This is a genomic window from Streptomyces sp. H39-S7 (assembly GCF_027158205.1).
Lineage (GTDB): Bacteria > Actinomycetota > Actinomycetes > Streptomycetales > Streptomycetaceae > Actinacidiphila.
The window spans coordinates 12,929-31,864 of record NZ_JAPVLU010000072.1; the positions used below are offsets into that span (position 1 = coordinate 12,929).

An 18,936-nucleotide genomic window follows, 5' to 3' on the forward strand; every position below is an offset into this window, starting at 1 on the left:
CCACATCGCTGGGGATGGCGGGGCGTACGGGCTAGCGTGGTCGGACGGGGTGGCGGCGCGGGCGGTGCCGGACGCCCTGGGCGCGGTGGCCAGGAACGGCGACAACGATGCGAACGCGGGTCTTCCCAGAATCATGAGAGTGGTCGAGTTCGTCACCGCGTGCATCGCGGTCGTTGTCTTCATCGCTGCCTTCGCGGTGGCGGCGCGCCGGCTGCTCGGGCTCCGGATAGGTGCCATACGGACCCTGCTCACCGGGCTGGTGGGCATGGCGGGTCTGACCGCGTTCAGCGTGGTGATGCAACGTCCGGAGCAGCGCGGAGTCCTGACCGGTGTGCAGATGGGAAGCACGCTCGTGGTCGCCATGGGTTTTCTGGCGGTCTCGGAAGTGGTCGTGCCCAGCGGCTCGGGATGGCCGATCAAGGGGCTGCGCAGCCTCCGTTCGCGGCTGACCCGGGGCCGGCGCTACTCCCACATCAGCTCCATCGTCGTACGGCACGGGCTGGGCCCCTATCTGCGCGGCGGTCCCCGCACCGGGACCGGCCGGGGCGGCCGGGCGGGTCAGCTCGCCAGACCGTTGAGGCTGGCGCTGGAGGAGGCCGGAGCGACCTTCGTGAAGCTCGGGCAGGTGCTGTCGACCCGCGACGATCTGCTCCCTCAGGCGTTCGTCACCGAACTGAGCCGGCTGCACTACCAGGTGCCGCCCGCGCCCTGGCCCGAAGTGGAGGCGCTGCTCAGCGCGGAGTACGGCCGTCCGGTCGCCGAGGTGTTCGCGCACTTCGACCCCGATCCACTGGCCGCCGCCTCCATCGCCCAGGTGCACCTGGCGCGGCTGCACAGCGGTGACAATGTCGTCGTCAAGGTGCAGCGTCCCGGGATCCGCCCGGTCGTCGAGCGGGATCTGGACATCATCTGCCGGATCGCCCAGGCACTGGAGGACCGCACCCGCTGGGCCGCCGCGCTGGGCGCGGTCGAACTGGCCGAGGGGTTCACCGGCTCCGTCCAGGAGGAGCTGGACTTCCGTATCGAGGCCCGGAACCTGGCCACGGTGACGGCCGCGTGGGCGCGCCGCCCGAAGGACCCGGTCGTCCGGTTGCCGTCGCAGTACGAGGAGTTGTCCGGCGAGCGGGTGCTCGTACTGGAGCAGCTGCCGGGTGCGCCCATCAGCTCGGTCTACGCGTCCCTCGACACGATGTCGCTGGACCGTACCGAGCTGGCCCGGAACCTGCTGGCCAACATGCTCCAGCAGGTACTCGTCGACGGCACCTTCCACGCTGACCCGCACCCGGGCAACATCCTGCTGCTCAAGGACGGCAGCATCGGGCTGGTCGACTTCGGGTCGGTCGGCCGGATCGACCGGCAACTGCGTTCGGCGCTCAAGGGGTTCATCATCGCGGTCCAGCGCGGTGACGCCGCCGCGCTGTGCGATGCGCTGCTCGAAGTGGTGATCCGGCCGGAGGAGTTCGACGAGCAGGGCCTGGAGCGGGCGCTGGGCCGCTTCATGGCACGACACTTCGCCCCGGGAAGCACCCCGGACATCCAGGTCTTCACGGATCTGTTCCGGCTGGTCTCCGAATACGGGCTGAAGATACCGCCCGAGGTCGCGGCGGTCTTCCGGGCGCTGGCGACGCTGGAGGGGACGCTCACCAAGATCTCGCCCGGGTTCGACATGATGCTGGAATCCCACGGGCTGGCCGAGGAGCAGCTCTCGGCAGCCGGCGGCTCGGCGGCGACGAAGCAGGCGATGCTGGGTGAGGTGTTCGCGGCCCTGGCGGTGCTCCGGCGGCTGCCGCGCCGCCTGGACCGGGTCACCAGCGCGCTGGAGCAGGGGCGGCTCTTCGTCGGGGTCCGGCTGTTCGCCGACTCGCGTGACCGCACGTTCGTCCGGTCGCTCGTGCACGATGTGCTCCTCACCATTCTGAGCGCGTCCAGCGGCGTGATGGGTTCCATCCTGCTGAGCGTCCGCCGCGGGCCCATGGTGACTCCGCAGATCAGTCTCTTCGAACTGCTTGGCTACCATTTGCTGATCGCGTCCGCACTGATGGTGATGAAGGTGCTCTTCTCCATATTCAGACCCCGGCGATGATGAATTCTCCGCCGGTGACAGCAACCTGTTGCGCGCCTTGCGGGGTGGTCGGCGAGTGGCTTTCATGGAGGAGGAATTCAGGACTTCATTCACCGCCGAGGGGAAACGATCCGTGAGCAATCCGTTTGAGTCCGAGGACGCCTCCTTCTACGTTCTGGTGAACGACGAGCTCCAGCATTCGCTGTGGCCGTCCTTCATCAAGGTGCCGGACGGCTGGCGCGTCACCTTCGGCGAAGCCGGTCGCCAGGAGTGCCTTGACCACATCACGGCGAACTGGACCGACATGCGCCCCAAGAGCCTTGCGGACGCGATGGGTTAGAACGATCGCTTGAGGCGCCCACCGGCAAGGTGCGGCGCCCGGGGGCAGACGAACGGCGGGCGCGCCCCCCGGGGCCCCCCCCCCGCCGTCATCACGTCCGGAGACGTAGGCCCCTCACCTTCCGCCGGGAAGCACCGGCCAGAACAGCTCGGCGCGCCCGGTGAGCCCCAGCGACCGTGCCTGTGCGGTCGCGTGCGCGTCGAACGACGGGCGGAAGTCCTCACCCGAGGGCCACAGCATCGAGTGCTGCGAGCGGTAGCACTCGATCGCCGCGTACTTCGCCGACCAGCCCTCGTCGGTGGCCCGTTCGGCCACGGGCGGGCCGAGCACGGCGCCGTCCGGAAGGATCGGTGGATCCGCGGAACGGTGCGCGTAGGGCAGGTCCTCCCAGCACCGGACGGGCACCCGGTCCCCTGCGGCGGTCAGTACCGCGTCCCGGGTGCGCCGGTGGTCGATGTGCTCGCCGACCGCGGCGCAGGTGAGGATGAGGTCGGGCCCCAGCTCCGCGACGACCCGGGCGACGGAGCCGGCCAGGTGTTCGCGCAGTCCGGGTTCGTCGTCCGTCTCGTACGCGGCCGAAGGTCCGTCCATGTCGACCATCCACAGGCCGTCAGGACCCGTCCGGTAGATGACATCGAGATCCGAGCCGTGAACCGGCCTCGAACCGAGCAGCTTCAGCGCGTCGCCGTCCTCGGCACGACGCTCGGCGACCGGATTGCCCTCCAGCCCCCATTCTTCGTGGAAGAGGTCGGCGAGGAGCGAGAACGGCGGCTCGGGGATGCCGGCGAGCAGCGTGAACACGATCACCTCGGCGCCTTCGGCGGCCAGCTCGAAGAGCCGGCCGCCCGCCGAGAGTACGGCGTCGTCGAGGTGGGGTGAGACGGCGAGCACCAGGGACATGGTCTCGATCCTTCGGGCCGAGTGATGGCGGACGAGTGGTCAGGACAGGCTTCGCGCATCGGACAGGACCGGCTGCGGCTCGACCGCGGAAGGCGGCGTAGGGGTGTTCTGGTGCCCCGGCCACCAGGCCTTCTTGCCGATGAGGGTGGTGACCGCCGGTACCAGCAGGATCGCCATGACGAAGGCGTTCAGCAGGATGCCGAAGGCCACGGCGAACCCCATCTGCTGCAGCAGGGTGTTGCTGGCGAGCATCAGCACACCGAAGGTGCCCGCCAGGATGACCGCCGCGGATCCCACGGTCGGCACCGAATGCGCCACCGCGAGGCGGACCGCGTCGCGCGGCGAGGCGCCGTGGCTGATCTCCTCCCTCAGTCTCGCGATCATGAGGATGTTGTAGTCGGTGCCGATGGCGACCACGAAGAGGTACACGATGACCGGCAGCATGAACAGCAGCCCGGTCTCTCCCTTGACGCCCTGGAACAGCCACACGGTGGAGCCCAGCGTCGCGGCGAAGCCGAGACCGACGGAGAGCATCAGGTACCAGGGGGCCACCACACTGCGCAGCAGGAGTCCCAGGATCAGCATGATCGCGATTCCTGCCACCGGGAAGACCACCGTGTAGTCGCGGTTGACCGCGCTCTCGATATCGACGAGGACGGCCGTACTGCCGCCGACCAGCGCCGTGGAGCCGGGCGGCGCGGACCGGTGCGCGGAGTCGCGGAGGCCACCGGAGACCAGGTCGATCGCCGCGTCCGAGGACGGCCGGTACTTCAGGACCACGCTGAACTGGGCGACATCGCCCTTCGGATTCAGCGTCGCCTCGGAGACCTCGCCGACTCCCTTGACCGCGGTCAGTCTGCCCCGGAAGGTCTGCAGCGCCGCCGGGTCCAGCTTGGCGCCGCCGTCGCTCTTCACGTAGATGACGCTGGGGTCGGTCTGGCCGGCTGAGAAGCCGCGTTGCAGCTCCGCCATCGTGCGCACGGATTCGAGGTTCTTGGGCAGGGAACTCTCGCTGTCGAACTCCGCCTTGAACCCGAACGCGCCCACCGCCAGGACGGCCAGCAGGCCGGCGGAGACCGCGGCGACGACCGCGGGCCGGCTGGAGACCATCGAGCCGATGCGGTTGGCGACCACGTTCCTCGGTTGCCGCTTCCACGCCTTGGACGGCCAGAACGCTTTGGTGCCCAGCAGCGAGAAGACGGCGGGAACCAGGGTGAGCGCGGCGACCAGCGTGACCGCGACCGCGATCGCGAGCGACGGCCCCATGGCCTTGAGGCTGCCCATGGTGGACAGCAGCAGGGCCAGGAAGGCGACGATCACCGCGCCGGCCGCGGAGGCGATGGTCTCGCCGACCCGGGTGACCGCTTCCGTCAGGGCCTCCTTGGGCTGCTGTCCGGCTCGCAGCAGTTCCCGGTAGCGGAACAGCAGGAAGAGGATGTAGTCGGTGCCGACGCCGAACATGACGACGATCAGGATCGAGGAGATCCCGCTGTCCGCGTGCAGGCCGCCGAGTTCGCTGGCGGTCGCGATCAGCCCGGTGGACACCATGAACATCAGCGCGATCATCAGGACCGGCAGGAAGGCGATGAGCGGGCTCCGGAAGATCGCGGCGAGCAGCACGACGATCAGGATCAGGGTGCCCATCATGATCATCGCGTCGGTGTCGCCCGACGACTCGGCGGCATCCAGGGCCGACGCTGCCGTTCCGGTGACGCCCATCGTCAACGAGGTGCCGGTCAGCAGCGGTTTGGCGTCCGCGCGGATGCTCTTGACGGCATCGATGACATCGTCGGCGTAGGGGTCGTCGCCGTCGGCGATGACGTTCGCCAGCGCGATCTCGCCGTTGGGGGAGACGGCCTCGGGGTTCGTCTCGATCTTCTTGATCTTCTCGTACTTCTTGCCCTGCAACGCTGCGGTGATCCTGGCGACGTCGGCCTTGTCGGCAGCCGTCAGCCTGCCACCGCCGGTGCGCTGGAATACCGCAATGGCTGAGGGCTGTTCACGCTGTGGGAAGGAGGCTTTTTCGGTTTTCTCGGCCTGAACCGACTCGTAGTGCGACGGCAGGAAGTCCGCCTGGTCATTCGTGTCCTTCAACTGCGGTGCCAGTGCGGTCAGTGCTATCGCCGCGACGATCCAGGCAACGATGGTCACCCAGGGGTGGTTGACAGGGAACCGCCCGATCCGTCCGAACATGGAGCTCCTTCACAGTGATTTCCCGTTCCCGGCCCGGCGGATAAACGCGGGGGGCCAGCCGGAGACGACGTGCGCGGCTGACAATGCTGACCAGAAGGCAGCAGGCGCGCATGGCAACGGAAGCCCTTCGGCTCCCGGCGACAACGGTACGGAAATCGAAACTGGGCGACGACCGACCTGTGGGAATGTTCCATGTAATCAACGGAAGCTGTCAGGTTGCTGACATCCCCGGATAACGCTGGGCCGGTCGATCGCCGTCAGCGATAGCCCGATTGGCCTTTAGCGGACACGTCAGCGGGACAGGCGGTCGCCGATGAGGATCGCGGCATCGATGACGCGACTGGCGTACCGCCGTCCGGGACTCCGGGACAGCAGCGAGACCGGGCCCGAGAGTGCCACCGCGGCCACCACGCGGTCGTCGAGCCCCCGGACAGGAGCGGCGATCGTGGCGATCCCCGGGCCCTCGTCACCGATGCTCTCGGCCCAGCCCTGGCGTCGCACGCCGGACAGCGTCAGAGCGTTGAACCGGGCTCCCTGCAGGCCGTCGTACAGCTGGTCCGGGTCCTCCCAGGCGAGAAGCACCTGGGAGATCGACCCGTACCGCATCGGGAACGCCGCGCCGATCGGCACCGCGTCCCGGGAGTTCTGGTGGGAGTCGGCCGCGAACATGCAGACCCGCCGGGTGCCGCGGCGTTTGTGGAGCTGCACGCTCACCCCGGTGAGATCGTGCAGCCGCGTCAGGACCGGCTCCGCCGCCGGCAGCAGCCGGCTCTGACGCGCTCCGACGGACATGTCGGCCAGTCGCGGTCCCAGCACGAACCGGCCCGTCGTGTCGCGGGTGAGCAGGTCCAGCCGCTCCAGGGCAATGGCCAGCCGGTGAGCGGTGGGCCGTGGCAGGCCGGTCTTGGCCACCAGGGTCGCCAGGGTGGCCGGCTCTGCTTCCAGCGCGCGCAGAAGGAGTGACGCCTTGTCCAGAACCCGGACTCCGCTGGATATGTCCGTGAGCGTCATACGGACCGGACAATTGTGTCGCTGCTGATGCACCTGGTCATGATCTCGCCATCGGTAGTCGATGCGGATATCTCATTTTCAGGGCCAGGTCTATCCCCAGAGCTATCCGCTCGCAACGTCAACTACAGGAAACTGCCAGGTCGCCGCCCGCGGTCCGATGGAATGCGGCAGAGCCCTAGACTTGTTGCAATGTCGACGGCCATGGGCCGCTCGCCATTCGGCTGAGCGCGGCGGCGGCGGACTTGGTCGCTTCTATGAGGTGCAGCGGCGCGCGGGGCATGACGGCGGCGGGTTTCAGTACCAGCACGGCGCCCATGATGGTGTCGTCCCACATGACGGGGACGGCGCAGGAGTTCCAGCCGGCCGTGCATTCCTGCTGGCCGAGCGCGAAACCCTGGTCGCGTACTTCGCCGAGAGAGGCGAGCAGTTCATCATGGTCCGTGTACACGCCGGGGCCGGCTTCCTTGGGAACCGGTTCCGCCAGCACCTGGGCCTGGATCGATTCCGAGAGATAGGCCAGGATCGCCCGGCCGGAAGCACCCGTCCGCAAGGAGCGGGTGACGGAGAGTACATCGCGGGGTGTCATGCCGAGCTCGACCAGATCCGAGTCGCCCACCACCATGTCGATGCACTGGCGCTGGGCCCCGCCGAACGGGGCGAGCATGTAGAGGAAGACCAGGCCGTCGGCGCTGGCGGTGCGGAGCTCTTCGAGAACGGTGTGGCCGGCGTTGCCCAGCGAGCCGTGGGCTAAGGCTTGAATGCCCAGACGGGCCGCTTCGCCGCCGAGTTGGTACTGGCCCCGGCTGACCCGGATGAACGTCCCCTGGTACACGCCGGACTGCAGGATGCGATGGACCGCGGAGTCGTCGAGGCCGGTGGCCGCGGCCAGTTCACCGGGCCCGTGCGACGGGCCGCCGAGTTCGACGAAGGCCGACTGGACCCGGAAGACGCGTTCGGTGTGACTCGTGCCTCCGGGAGAGGCCTGCCCCGCCCGCTCTCCGCCGCTCATGTTCTTTCCCACGCCGTTCACCCTTCCCCCGTGGGCAGCGATGCCCCCGCGGGCATGGCTTCGCCCACGTTCGCGGGGCCACAGCGTCCCGAAACGTTCAGTCGTGATGAACGTAACCCTACGACGCCGGGCTCAGGAGGATCTTGCCGACGTTGGTGCGGCCGGCCAGTGACGCGTGCGCGAGGGGGGCCTCGGCCAGTGGGCGGACCGCACCGATCAAGGGGCGCAGTTCTCCCGAACCGACCGCGCCGAACAGCGCCTTCATGCTGGTGGGAAGGGCGTCGCGATCGGCGTAGAGATTCGGGAGCCAGAAGCCGGTGACGGTGATGGACTTCTCCATCAGTACCGAGGTCGGCGCCGTCGCGTGGTCGCCGGAGGCGTATCCGTACACCACGAGGCGCCCTCGGGGACCGACCGCGCCGAGCGTCGCGTGGAAGGTCGCACCGCCGGTCATCTCCAACGCGACCTGAACCGGTCCGCCGGCGGCTTCCAGGATGCGCTCGGTGAGACCGTCGGCGGTGGAGGAGTCCACGACGGCATCCGCGCCCAGGCTCAGCGCGGTACGGCGCTTGTCCTCACTGCCGGCCAGCGCGATGACTCGGGCGCCGGCACGCTTCGCCAACTGGACGGCCAGGGAACCGAGGCCGCCCGCGGCGGCCGGGATGACCACACGCTCCCAGGCACGCAACCGGGCGGCGGTGAACAGCAGATGCCAAGCGCTGTTGCCCTGCAGTGCCAGCGCCGCGGCCTGGTCGTCGGTGACGTCGTCAGGAATGTGCCAGCTGACCCGGCTGTGGGCGAGGGCCTTCTCCGCGTAACCGCCGCCATGGGTGAGGGCGGCGACCCGGCGCCCGTCCTCCGCCGTGCCCACGATCTCGTTGCCGGGGATGTACGGCAGGGCGACCGGTGCCAGGTACGTGTCGCCGCGCACGTGGATGTCCGCGTAGTTCACACCGGCCCTGGTCACATCCACCAGAAGGTGCCCCCGGCGGGGCCGCGGCTCGGGCACCTCGGCGATTTCGAGCACTTCCGGACCGCCGAACCGTCGCATCACCACTGCACGCATATATATCCCTAAAGTCCTGGACTTCTCACTTACACAGATCCTACGCAATCGGTAGGGAAGCCCAGGTGGGAGATGGACGGCGCCAGTCCGTTTCTCGCCAGGCGAGAAACGGACAGCTATTGCATAGCCACACATTGTTGGAGATACTGGATCTCTTGCCGTGGCGCCCCGCACCGCAGACTCCTCGGGGTCGATGAATATTCCCCGAAATGGCACGCAGTTGCCAGCGATCCGTGCCCTCGGTTTCACTGCGCGGATGGTGTGCAGTTTGCTGACACCTCTAAGTCTTCATTCTGTGCCGCCCTGGATGTGTGGTAATGGAACGAGCCGTTTTGTTGACGGTTAACCTTCTTTGGGACGTTGACTTGGCTGAGACGTGGTGGTTAGTCTCAATCGGCTGCTGGGGCTGGCGAGGCCAGTGGGTATGGCGGGCACGGAGGGACGATGGACCGCCGCCAGCAGGTTCGGCGATGCTTGCTCCGGGCTACCGGCACGGTCGGGATGTCCGGAAATCGCTTTACAACACGGGCACGGGGGAGTCATGGCGAATTCGCCAGTTACATGTGGATCGGTGCGGCGCGGCAGATCGACCGGAAATTCGGCGGTGCTCACCAGAATTAGTGGAGATGAACCGTTCGACGGGGTCGAGCGGAATCTATTGCAGGTCCGTTCGCTCATTGATTCAACGGTTTCCGCCCATCGCTCCATGGCGGAGAAATACACCACGGTAAAAGCTGTATCCGGTCAGGGCGTGACCGGTGGCGCAGTAATGCAGCTCATCGGCCGCGCCAAACAGCGGGCCAGCATTACCCTTTCGGGAGACGGAGCACAGGCGGCGGAAGTCGCAGCCGCTCTCATTCGGCACGGTGATTCGGGAGACAGCGGGGTGACGATCCGGCTGCTCTGCACCTCGAAGGCTCTGGACACTCCGCTCGTCCGCTCGGTCGCCCCGCGGACGCCCAACTGCGAGATCCGCGTCACCGAGGTGGATCTGGACGAGGCCCTGGTGGTCGACGGAAGGATCGCGCTGGTGCCGGCCGAGCAGGATGGGGCCGGCGGGCGCGGCAGCGTCCTGGAGGACCTGGCCACGGCCAGAACCCTGGAGCTGCTGCTCGCCGACGCCTGGCGGGGCGCGCTTCTCCTGGCGGAGTACGAGCGCCTGAGCGGGCGGCTGCGCACCGAGGTCGGGCAGCGTGTTCTGGAGCGTCTGTACGGAGGGTGCACCGATGTCGTCGCGGCCCGTGAGTTGCGGGTGTCCCTGCGGACCTACCGGCGGCACGTCGCGGAGATCATGCGGGACCTCGGCGCGAGTTCCCGCTTCCAGGCCGGGGTGCGAGCGGCCGAATTGCGGCTACTGCCGGAGTGCGGCTGAGTGGCGCACCTGTGCAACGACCGTGCCACACGCGCCGTGAGAGGTGAGGGTGTGAACGATCCAACACCGATGGAACGGAACGAGGATGACGACTGGGAGGGTCCCGGCCGGGAGAGCGGGAATCGTAGGGAAGGAGAAGGACGGCTCGGTTACGCGGCCGACGAGTTCGAACAGGAACTGTTAGAGGCCCGTGCGCTCATTGAGCGCACGGTCGCCAAACACCGGGACCGCCAGGTCAGGAATTCCCTGGTGGCCGAAGTCCGGCCGGAGGACGGTGGAGTCGCCGCCGCCGCACGGCAGCTGCTTGGCCAGGCCGTCCATTCGATCGACATTCTGCTGGCCGGGGACCCGGAACTCGCCCGGGCGGTGACGTTGTCCGTGAGCGAACGGTTGGCGGGCGACTCCCGGCAGATCTCCGTACGCCTGCTGTTCACCAGGGCCACATTCGACTGGAAGCTGGCGGAGCGCTTCTCCGGTGACGATGGACGACTGAGGGTGCGGGTGGCCAAGATGCCCCCACTCACTGTCGTGATCGTCGACGGCGAGACCGCCCTGGTGTGCGCCGAATCCGCAGTCGGCGTCCGCGCCTCCCTGATCCGCTCCGCTCCGGTGATCCGCTCCCTGTGCACGCTGGCCGACAGCGTCTGGCAGAGCGCCACCGTCGCCTCCGAGCGGATCGACTTCGGCGACCGGGCCCGCTCCGACACCGTCCGGCAGGTCCTCAAGTGCCTGCGGCTGGGTCTCACCGACGAGGTGGCCGCCCGGGAACTGGCGGTATCGGTCCGCACCTACCGCAGATACGTCGCCGAGATCATGAGCCTGCTGGGCGTCGCCTCCCGCTTCCAGGCCGGAGCACACGCCGCGAAACGGGGGCTGCTCCGACCCCTCGGCTCCGAGGAACGCGACCGCCCGGAGACGCGGTCCGTCACCGGCAACGGGTACGGATACGGATTCGAGGAGGGTGGGACCGGGGCCGGCTCGGCGGCCTCCTAGTCACCGCAGTCAGCAGGAGTACACAGCGCCCTGTCCGCGGCACGACGCCGCGGGCAGGGCGCTGCCTCGATCCGGCGGGCCCGGCTGACCGGTCGTCGCACACGCCATCTCCCCATCCCGTTTTCTTTCGATACGTTCATAGGGAACCTAACAGGATCCATTCCGCTCGGAACTTGATCTTCCGTCGGTTGACAGGAAGCTGCGTGGGGCGGTGGCAGTTTCCGGTCAGTCGTCTGCCCGGTGTCCGGCTTTGCTGTCACGGTGTCGATCGAAGCGCCGTGCCCGGGCCACTTGTTCGGGCCGGCCCGGGGTTCGGGTCGTGGTCGGATTGTGTGAGAGGGAAAGCCTGTATGTCGGACCGGGAAGAATGGGATGCCATCGTCGTCGGCTCCGGACTGGGTGGTTTGGTGTGTGCGGCGTATCTGGCGGTGAGTGGGCGCCGGGTGCTGGTGCTGGAGCAGCATGACGTCGCGGGCGGGAACAGCCATGTGTTTCGCCGGCGGCGGGCGTATGAATTCGATGTCGGTGTGCACTATCTGGGGGATTGCGGGCCCGATGGCGTCCTTCCGGCGATTTTCGCGGGATTGGGTCTGGACGAGCGGGTCACCTACCGGGAGATGGACCGGGAGGGTTTCGACCGGATCGTGATTCCGGGATTGACGATGGACATGCCGGCGGGGTGGCCCGCGTACCGGCAGCGGTTGAAGGCCGCACTGCCGGCGGACGGCCCGGGCCTCGACCTCTTCCTCGACACGATCGCGGGTCTCGGCGAGGAGATGCGCGCCGCGCTGCTGTCCGCCGACGATCTGACGATCACCGAACTCGTGGCGCGCACACCCATCACGGTCGAGTGGGGGCGGCGGACCCTCGCCGAGCTCTTCGACCACTGCGGCCTGTCCGTGCGGGCGCGGACGGTCCTGGCCGCCCAGTCACCGAACTACGGGATGGGCCCGGCGCAGGCGTCCGTGACGATGCACGCGACGGTCACCGATCACTACATCCGGGGTGCGTACTACCCGGAGGGCGGCGGGCAGATGCTGGCGGCCGCCCTGGTCGAGACGCTGGAGGCGCACGGCGGGGAACTGCGCACCAAGTGCCGGGTGGAACGCATCGTGGTGGAGGGGCGCAAGGTCACCGGGGTGGGGGTCGCGGGCGGTGAGTTCCTGAAGTCGCCGTTGGTGGTGTCGAATGCCGACTACCGGCGGACGGTCCTGGATCTGGTCGGTGCGGAGCACTTCGCCCGCCGCCTCGCCGCCAAGACGGAGGAGGCGGTCATGGGGCTCCCCTTCGCGACGTTGTACATCGCCCTGGACACCGAGCTCCCGCCGCGCCCGAACGCGAACCTGTGGTGGTACCGCGGGGAGAACATCGACGACTACTACGAGCAGTTGGCCGCAGGGAAGATCGATCCGGTGCCGTTCCTGTTCATGTCGTTCGCGTCGCTGAAGGATCCCGGAGCGCGCAATGTGTGCCCGCCGGGCCACACCAATTTCCAGGTGATGACCTTGTGCCCGCCCAGCTACGACCGCTGGGGGGTCGATACCGGACCCGCGGACGGGACACGGTACCGGCGCACCGGTACGTACAAGGAACAGAAGGCGTTGCTGACCGAGGCGATGCTGGGCGCGGCGGAGGAGGCCATCGGGCCGTTCCGCAAGAACATCGTGCACCTGGAGGCGGCGACCCCGCTGACCCAGGAGCGCTACACCCTGTCGTCGGGCGGGACGCCCTTCGGGCTGGCGGAGTGGGGTCGCGCGGGCAGCCGTCCCGACACCCGCACTTCGATCGACGGGCTGCACGTGGTGGGGGCGAACACCCGCTACGGCAGTGGCATCACCGGCGTTGCGGTCGGGGCCGTCGCGTGCGCGGCGCAGATCCTGGGACGGCGGCTGATGCACGAGGTCCACACCGGAACGGTTCTCGCCGACCGGGATCTGCTTCCGGAACGCGGCAAGGGCTGGGACCCGCTGGCCGTGTCCCGAGGCACCGGCCGCCGTCACGCGCGCGGTCTCGCCAAGATCCACTGATCACCATCGGCTTTCAGCATGTGCGGTACCCGGCGGTCCTGCCGGGCGGCCATCCGACATCTTCCTAAGGGCGGGGTTCATGAGTGCTGCGATCGAGGCCGAGGGTCTCCGTAAGAGGTATGGGGACCTGCAGGCGCTGGACGGAGTCGATCTGTCCGTACCGGCCGGGACCGTACTGGGCGTGCTGGGGCCCAACGGGGCCGGGAAGACCACCGCGGTCAGGGTCCTGGCCACGCTGCTGACACCCGACGCCGGCCGGGCCCGGGTCGCCGGCTACGACGTCACCGAACAGCCCGCCGAAGTCCGCAAGCGCATAGGCCTCACCGGCCAGTACGCCGCGGTCGACGAACTCCTCACCGGACGCGAGAACCTCACACTCATCGGCCGCCTGCACCGACTGGGCCGGCGCGGCGCCAAGACACGGGCCGCTGAGCTTCTCGAACGGTTCGAGCTGACCGAGGCCGGTGAACGGGAGGTGAAGACCTACTCCGGCGGCATGCGCCGCCGCCTCGACCTGGCCGCCAGCCTCCTGGGCACCCCGACCGTCCTCTTCCTCGACGAGCCCAGCACCGGCCTGGACCTCACCAGCCGTATGACGCTGTGGGCCATGGTCCGCGAACAGGTGGCCGCCGGCGTCACCGTCCTGCTCACCACCCAGTACCTGGAAGAGGCCGACCACCTCGCCGACCGCATCGCCGTCATCGACCACGGTGTGGTCATCGCGGACGGCACCCCCGACGAACTCAAACGCAAGGTCGGCGGGGAACGCCTCGAAGTCACCGTCGCCAAACCCGTCCAACTCGCCGAGGCCGTCCGCATCCTCAGCGCCATCGCCACCGGCGAGCCCACCGTGGACCCGGAGGACCACCGCATCTCGGTGACCCTGGGAGCCGGCATCGACACCATCGCCGACGCCGCGGCCGTCCTGCGCGACACCGGGATCGAAGTCGCCGACTTCGCCCTGCGCCGCCCCTCCCTCGATGACGTGTTCCTCAGCCTGACCGGACACACCAGCACCGAGAAGAGCGGCGCCGAGCGCGACGAAGAGAACAGCAACGGGAAAAGCGACGAGAAAGCCGGGAGCAGCGCCTCATGACCGAGTTGGTAGATGACACCCTCGCCCTCACCGGCCGTCACATGCGGCACATCGCCCGCGTCCCGGAGAAACTCATCGGGGTCACCGTCGGGCCCGTCGTCCTGGTGCTGGTCTTCGGCTACCTCTTCGGCAGCGCCATGACCGTCCCGGGCGGCAATTACCACGAGTACATCATGGCCGGCATCTTCACCCAGGTCATGTTCTCCGCCGTCGGCACCAGTGCCGCCGGCGTGGCCGGGGACCTCCACAACGGACTCGTCGACCGTTTCCGCTCACTGCCCATGTCCCGCTACGCCGTGCTGCTGGGCCGCACCTTCTCCGACCTCATCATGACCGCCCTCAGCTGCGTCGTCATGGCCGTCGTGGGCACCCTCATCGGGTGGCGAGCCCACCACGACCCGCTCTCCACCCTCGCCGGCTTCGGACTGCTGCTCCTGCTCGGCTTCACCATGTGCTGGATCGGCGCGCTGCTGGGCCTGGTCGTCCGCAGCCCCGAAGCCGTCAACTCCGTCGCGATGCTCATCACCATGCCCTTCATCTTCCTTTCCAACGCCTTCGTCCCTCTCGGCGGCCTCCCCCGCTGGCTGCAGATCATCGCCGAGTGGAATCCCATCAGCGCGGTCGTCAGCGCCTGCCGCACTCTCTGGGGCAATGAGGCGACCGTCACCAGCACCGCCTATCCCAGCCAGCATCCCGTTGTCGCCTCCTGCCTCACCCTCACCCTCCTCCTGGTGGTGGTCGTCCCGCTGACCGCCCGCGCCTACCAGCGCGCCACCACCCGCTGAATCCCGACCGGCCGATCCACGGAGTGCGGCCCCCCGGCAGATACCTGCCGGGGGGCCGCACTCGCTGTTCGCCGATCCGCTGTCCTGCGGCACCACCGTTCCCCGCGGCGCGTCAGCCGGTCTGGGAGGCCACGAAATCGCAGAGCGCGTTGAGGGCCCGCAGGGCCGGACCGGGCGGCAGGTCCGCCAGCGCCTGCCTGGCCCGGTCCAGTCGCTGGTGCATCATCGCCTCCGCCTCGGCGAGGGCCGGGGACCGGCGGAAGAGCTTCAGAGCCCGGCGCCGCTCGGCGGGACCGGCGGTCGGCCCGGCGGAGAGCAGTTCGCGCAGCGTGGCGCCCCGCGGCGTCGGGTCCGCGAGCGCCAGGAGGACCGGAAGGCTGGCGACGCCCGCCGCCAGGTCCGCGCCCTGCTCCTTGCCCATCTGCTCGGTCGGAGCCTTGAGGTCGAGCAGGTCGTCGGCTATCTGGAAGGCCAGGCCCAGCTCCTCGCCGTACTCTCCCAGCGCCCGCACCACCGGTGCGGGCGCGCCCGCCTGCTGGGCGCCGGTCCGCAGCGCCATGGCGAGCAGCGCGGCGGTCTTGCCCGAGATCACCCGGAAGTAGTGGCTGATGGCGTCCTCGCCGCGGCCGGGGCCGACGAGTTCGCTCAGCTGTCCCGCTACGAGGGCCCCCGCGACGTCGGCGTTGAGGGCGACGGCCTCCGGTCCGAGCTCCGCGGCGAGCTGGGCGGCCTTGGCGAGCAGGAGGTCGCCCGCCAGGACGGCGAGACGTTCGCCCCACCGGGCATTGGCACTGGACACACCGTGCCGCGTGGCCGCGTTGTCCATGACGTCGTCGTGGTAGAGCGATGAGACGTGAACCAACTCGGCGATCACCGCCGCCTGGATCACACCGTGCCGCCAGGGATCCCCGAACTCGGCACCGAGCAGTACCAGGAGCGGCCGCAGCCGCTTGCCGCCCGCAGTGGTGAGGTGGCCGGTCAGACCGGCGATCCTCGGGTCCTGAGCGCTGTCCGCATCGGCGAGCAACTGCTTCTCCGCCGCTTCGAGCCCGTCGCGCAGCCGAGCCTCGAGCCCCGAGTCGTCAAGGGCGAGTCTGCGGACCAGGGCAGCCCTGCGCAGACGGCCGGGCAGCGGCACCTCGTACATCGCCTTCAAAGCCATCGCGAAATACTCCCTGTCGCCCCTGCGGAACGGCTCGGGCCCGGTGAATGGCCGGCGAATATCCGGCGAAATCTCCCCGCCGCTTCCCCTCGCCGATCGCGCCCTTCCTCTCCTGAATTTCCTCACCATCGCAGGGGTTTTTCGGTGCCACAACGACGCTGACACGAAGTTGCCACCGCGGCAGGTCCGAGGCCATCGGCCCCCTACAGGGAGTTCGGAGGAGGCCGGGCGGCAGGGGCGGGTGGAAACGGCACTTTGGCAGGAACCTGCACCGGTGCTCGACAAGCAACCGCAACCCCCCTGTAGACATGCGTTATGACACCCTCCGCCCCACACGTCGCCGTCTTCAGTATTCCGGCAGCCGGCCACGTAAATCCCACGCTGGCCATCGTGGCCGAGCTGGTGCGACGCGGACACCGGGTCAGTTACGCCACCAACGAAGAATTCGCGCCCCGTGTGGCGGCGGCCGGCGCCACACCTGTCGTATGCGCGACATCCCTCCCCTCCGCACGCCGCGGGGAGAAATTCCCACTGGACGACCCGATTGCGATGTCGGACCTGTTCCTTGAGGAATCGATCTCGGCGCTCCCCGGCCAGTTGGCGGCCTTCGAGGACGACCGGCCGGATCTCATTCTCTACGACTATGCCGCATTCGGAGCGCAGATCCTGGCGCAGCGCTGGGGAGTTCCCGCGGTGCGGACGTCACCGACCCATGTCTCCGGTCCGGGGTACATGGATGAGCTGGAGGCCTTCTACCCCTTTCTGGAGGACGACCCGGCGTGGACCGCGCACCGCCAGAAATTCCAGGACTTCCTGGACGCCGGCGGTATCGACGTCCCGATCGATGAGGTGATCTACCGGGGCCGGGCGGACGGGTATCTCGCCACCGTCCCCCGCGAGATCCAGAAGGACCTCGACCAGCTGGACGACCGGTACACCTTCGTCGGGCCCTGCCTCGACGAGCGCGATTTCCAGGGGAACTGGGAACGGCCGGACAACGGGCTTCCGGTGCTGCTGGTGGCCTTCGGCTCGGTCTACAACCATCAGCCGGACTTCTATCGGATGTGCGTCGAGGCCTTCGGCGACGCCGGCTGGCATGTGGTGCTGGCGGTCGGCGATCAGGTCGGCCGGGACGATCTCGGCCCGCTTCCCGAGACCTTCGAAACCCACGCGTCCGTACCGCAGTTGCAGGTGCTGTCCCAGGCGAGTGCCTTCATCACGCATGCCGGGATGGGCTCCACCCTCGAAGGTCTCTACTTCGGTGTGCCGATGGTCGCCATCCCTCAGGCGTACGACCAGTTGGACAATGCCCGGATCATTTCCGAGCTCGGACTCGGCCTGAGCATCCCCCCGGACCAGGTCACCGCGGAGCGCCTGCGGTCAGCCGTGACGGCTCTGACCTCCGATCCCGCGGTGGCCGGCCGGCTGGCCGAGGTGAAGCGCAGCGTGCGCGGGGCCGGTGGCGCGGGCGCGGCCGCCGACCTGATCGAGAAATGCCTTCCGGCCGGACACGTCGCCGTCTAGCCCCATGGGCTGATGCGGATCATCCAGGAGAGGGACGTCGGCCCCGCAGTGGACCTGAGATCGTTGGAGTCATGAAATCCATAGGGGAATCCCGGTGGGCGGCGTACGCCGCGTTCGTCTGGATGGTCTCATCGGTCGTCTGGCACATCGGAATGGGTGTCGTCGCCGATGACGATGTCGCGGACGGCGGCCCCTGGGGGTATACGGCCTATATCGCCTACGATTCGCTGATCATCATCATGTCGATTGTCGGCGCCGTACTGTGTCTGGCCACGGTCCGGCCGTGGGGCGACAGGCTGTCGCGACGAACGGTGCTGGCTCCGATAGCCATAGGCAGCGTACTGCTGATCGTCCGTGGGGTGCCCGGACTGATCGAGAATATTTTTGTTCTGACCGGAATCACGCCCAGGGGTTTCCTCGGAGTGGTTGATGACTCGGTCGAGACACCCTCCACCACAGAGGTGTGGCAAGGAGTGGCCATCAACGCGTATTTCTTCGTCGGAGCGATTCTCCTGGTCCCCGCCACCATCAACTATTTTCGCCGCACACGCGCCGCGGTGCGTGTCGAGGAGGATGTGACCGGATGAGTACTTCCTGGAAAACAGCACGCATTCGCAGGTCTTCCGGTTCTCCCGCCTCGCCCGGATTCACCGCACCACCCGACGCGCTCCGGAAGCTGGGCTACGCCACCTTCGCCTGGGTCGTTGTATTCGCCGCCTTCCACGTCTACTGGGGCTTCGGCGGTCAGTTCGGCTTCGGCGACGCGAGCAATACCGTGCCGGATGTCCGCACCGCGGCCGACTGGGCCTACACCGTGGTCATCGGCATCATGTTCGTGGTCGGTGCGCTCATCCCGTTCGCGACGTTCCAGCCCTGGGGACGCAAGGTCCCGACGTGGATGATCCTCACCTGTTCCTGGACCGGGTTCGCGCTGCTGGCGATCCGCGGCTTCTCGGGACTGCTCGACTCCGGCCTGCGCGAGTCGGGACTGATGAAGAACGGCCTCACCGGGCTGACCTATGAGCAGGTGCTGGGCGACGCACATCCCACCGCGTACACCTTGTGGTCGTCCAGTGGCGTCGACCTGTACTTCTTCATCGGTGGAGTGCTCTTCGGCCTCACCGCCATCGGTCACCGCCGCGCGGTGCGCAACGCACGATGACCGCGTCGGCTCGCCGGGCTCGCTGAGACCGGGACCGCCGCGACCGCCGGCACCGAGGTGCCGGAAAGCGCCGGACAGGCAGAGCTGTCCGGCGCTTTGTCGTGCGATCAGAGCAGGCGTAGGAGTGCGACGGCGAGGACGCCGTCGCGGTCGACGGTGGTGATGGCGGCGATGCGGCCTGGGGTGGTGGGGTCGTGTTGGGCGGTGGTGAGGGTGGTGATGAGTTGGAAGGTG

General features: G+C 68.3%; 16 protein-coding genes. 10 read left to right on the top strand and 6 right to left on the bottom strand.

What is annotated here, in order from left to right; translation table 11 throughout:
• Nucleotides 1-133: 133 nt before the first annotated feature.
• On the top strand, nt 134-2,083 hold the full coding sequence (locus O3X23_RS39520) for an ABC1 kinase family protein (protein ID WP_443048118.1): 1,950 nt from the start codon (nt 134-136) through the stop codon (nt 2,081-2,083).
• Between the two features lie 112 nt (nt 2,084-2,195).
• Entirely contained in the window at nt 2,196-2,402 is a 207-nt protein-coding gene (locus O3X23_RS39525) for an MbtH family protein (protein ID WP_269278704.1), read from the top strand.
• 114 nt (nt 2,403-2,516) lie between these two features.
• Here O3X23_RS39525 and O3X23_RS39530 read toward each other — a convergent pair whose 3' ends face one another.
• From O3X23_RS39530 to O3X23_RS39550, 5 genes are all read right to left on the bottom strand, one after another.
• The gene (locus O3X23_RS39530) at nt 2,517-3,302 is read right to left on the bottom strand and encodes a PIG-L deacetylase family protein (RefSeq protein WP_269278705.1); all 786 of its coding nucleotides are present in this window, start codon (nt 3,300-3,302) and stop codon (nt 2,517-2,519) included.
• A gap of 39 nt (nt 3,303-3,341) precedes the next feature.
• Complete coding sequence (locus O3X23_RS39535) at nt 3,342-5,495, bottom strand: MMPL family transporter (protein WP_269278706.1); 2,154 nt, start codon at nt 5,493-5,495, stop codon at nt 3,342-3,344.
• A gap of 291 nt (nt 5,496-5,786) precedes the next feature.
• Nucleotides 5,787-6,506: an IclR family transcriptional regulator gene (locus O3X23_RS39540; RefSeq protein WP_269278707.1), complete on the bottom strand. Its 720-nt coding sequence runs from the start codon at nt 6,504-6,506 to the stop codon at nt 5,787-5,789.
• Nucleotides 6,507-6,681: 175 nt separating this feature from the next.
• A complete protein-coding gene (locus tag O3X23_RS39545) occupies nt 6,682-7,527 on the bottom strand; it encodes an IclR family transcriptional regulator (protein WP_331284008.1) in 846 nt (281 codons plus the stop codon).
• 106 nt (nt 7,528-7,633) lie between these two features.
• Nucleotides 7,634-8,581 carry a quinone oxidoreductase family protein gene (locus tag O3X23_RS39550; RefSeq protein ID WP_269278708.1) on the bottom strand — a complete coding sequence of 316 codons (948 nt, stop codon included), beginning with the start codon at nt 8,579-8,581 and terminating at the stop codon, nt 7,634-7,636.
• An 886-nt stretch (nt 8,582-9,467) separates the two neighbouring features.
• Between O3X23_RS39550 and O3X23_RS39555 the strand changes: the two genes are divergently transcribed.
• The 5 genes from O3X23_RS39555 (at nt 9,468) to O3X23_RS39575 (ending at nt 14,854) form a co-directional block, all read left to right on the top strand.
• Nucleotides 9,468-9,953: a hypothetical protein gene (locus O3X23_RS39555; RefSeq protein ID WP_269278709.1), complete on the top strand. Its 486-nt coding sequence runs from the start codon at nt 9,468-9,470 to the stop codon at nt 9,951-9,953.
• 69 nt (nt 9,954-10,022) lie between these two features.
• Nucleotides 10,023-10,946: a helix-turn-helix transcriptional regulator gene (locus tag O3X23_RS39560; protein ID WP_269278710.1), complete on the top strand. Its 924-nt coding sequence runs from the start codon at nt 10,023-10,025 to the stop codon at nt 10,944-10,946.
• Nucleotides 10,947-11,296: 350 nt separating this feature from the next.
• Entirely contained in the window at nt 11,297-12,973 is a 1,677-nt protein-coding gene (locus O3X23_RS39565; RefSeq protein ID WP_269278711.1) for a phytoene desaturase family protein, read from the top strand.
• A gap of 79 nt (nt 12,974-13,052) precedes the next feature.
• A complete protein-coding gene (locus O3X23_RS39570) occupies nt 13,053-14,069 on the top strand; it encodes an ATP-binding cassette domain-containing protein (RefSeq protein ID WP_269278712.1) in 1,017 nt (338 codons plus the stop codon).
• Nucleotides 14,066-14,854, top strand: coding sequence for an ABC transporter permease (locus tag O3X23_RS39575; protein WP_269278713.1), 789 nt, complete (start codon nt 14,066-14,068; stop codon nt 14,852-14,854). Before O3X23_RS39570 ends, O3X23_RS39575 begins: the two co-directional genes overlap by 4 nt.
• Nucleotides 14,855-14,966: 112 nt before the next feature.
• Here the strand turns inward: O3X23_RS39575 and O3X23_RS39580 are convergent, their stop codons facing one another.
• Complete coding sequence (locus tag O3X23_RS39580; protein ID WP_269278714.1) at nt 14,967-16,016, bottom strand: polyprenyl synthetase family protein; 1,050 nt, start codon at nt 16,014-16,016, stop codon at nt 14,967-14,969.
• Between the two features lie 315 nt (nt 16,017-16,331).
• On the opposite strand from O3X23_RS39580, the gene O3X23_RS39585 reads away from it, so the two are divergent.
• The 3 genes from O3X23_RS39585 to O3X23_RS39595 all read left to right on the top strand — a co-directional run bounded on the left by O3X23_RS39585 (nt 16,332) and on the right by O3X23_RS39595 (nt 18,702).
• Complete coding sequence (locus O3X23_RS39585; protein ID WP_269278715.1) at nt 16,332-17,540, top strand: macrolide family glycosyltransferase; 1,209 nt, start codon at nt 16,332-16,334, stop codon at nt 17,538-17,540.
• 71 nt (nt 17,541-17,611) lie between these two features.
• Nucleotides 17,612-18,127, top strand: coding sequence for a hypothetical protein (locus tag O3X23_RS39590; protein WP_269278717.1), 516 nt, complete (start codon nt 17,612-17,614; stop codon nt 18,125-18,127).
• Entirely contained in the window at nt 18,124-18,702 is a 579-nt protein-coding gene (locus O3X23_RS39595) for a DUF3995 domain-containing protein (protein ID WP_269278719.1), read from the top strand. The genes O3X23_RS39590 and O3X23_RS39595 overlap by 4 nt, the downstream gene beginning before the upstream one ends.
• Nucleotides 18,703-18,936: the final 234 nt, after the last annotated feature.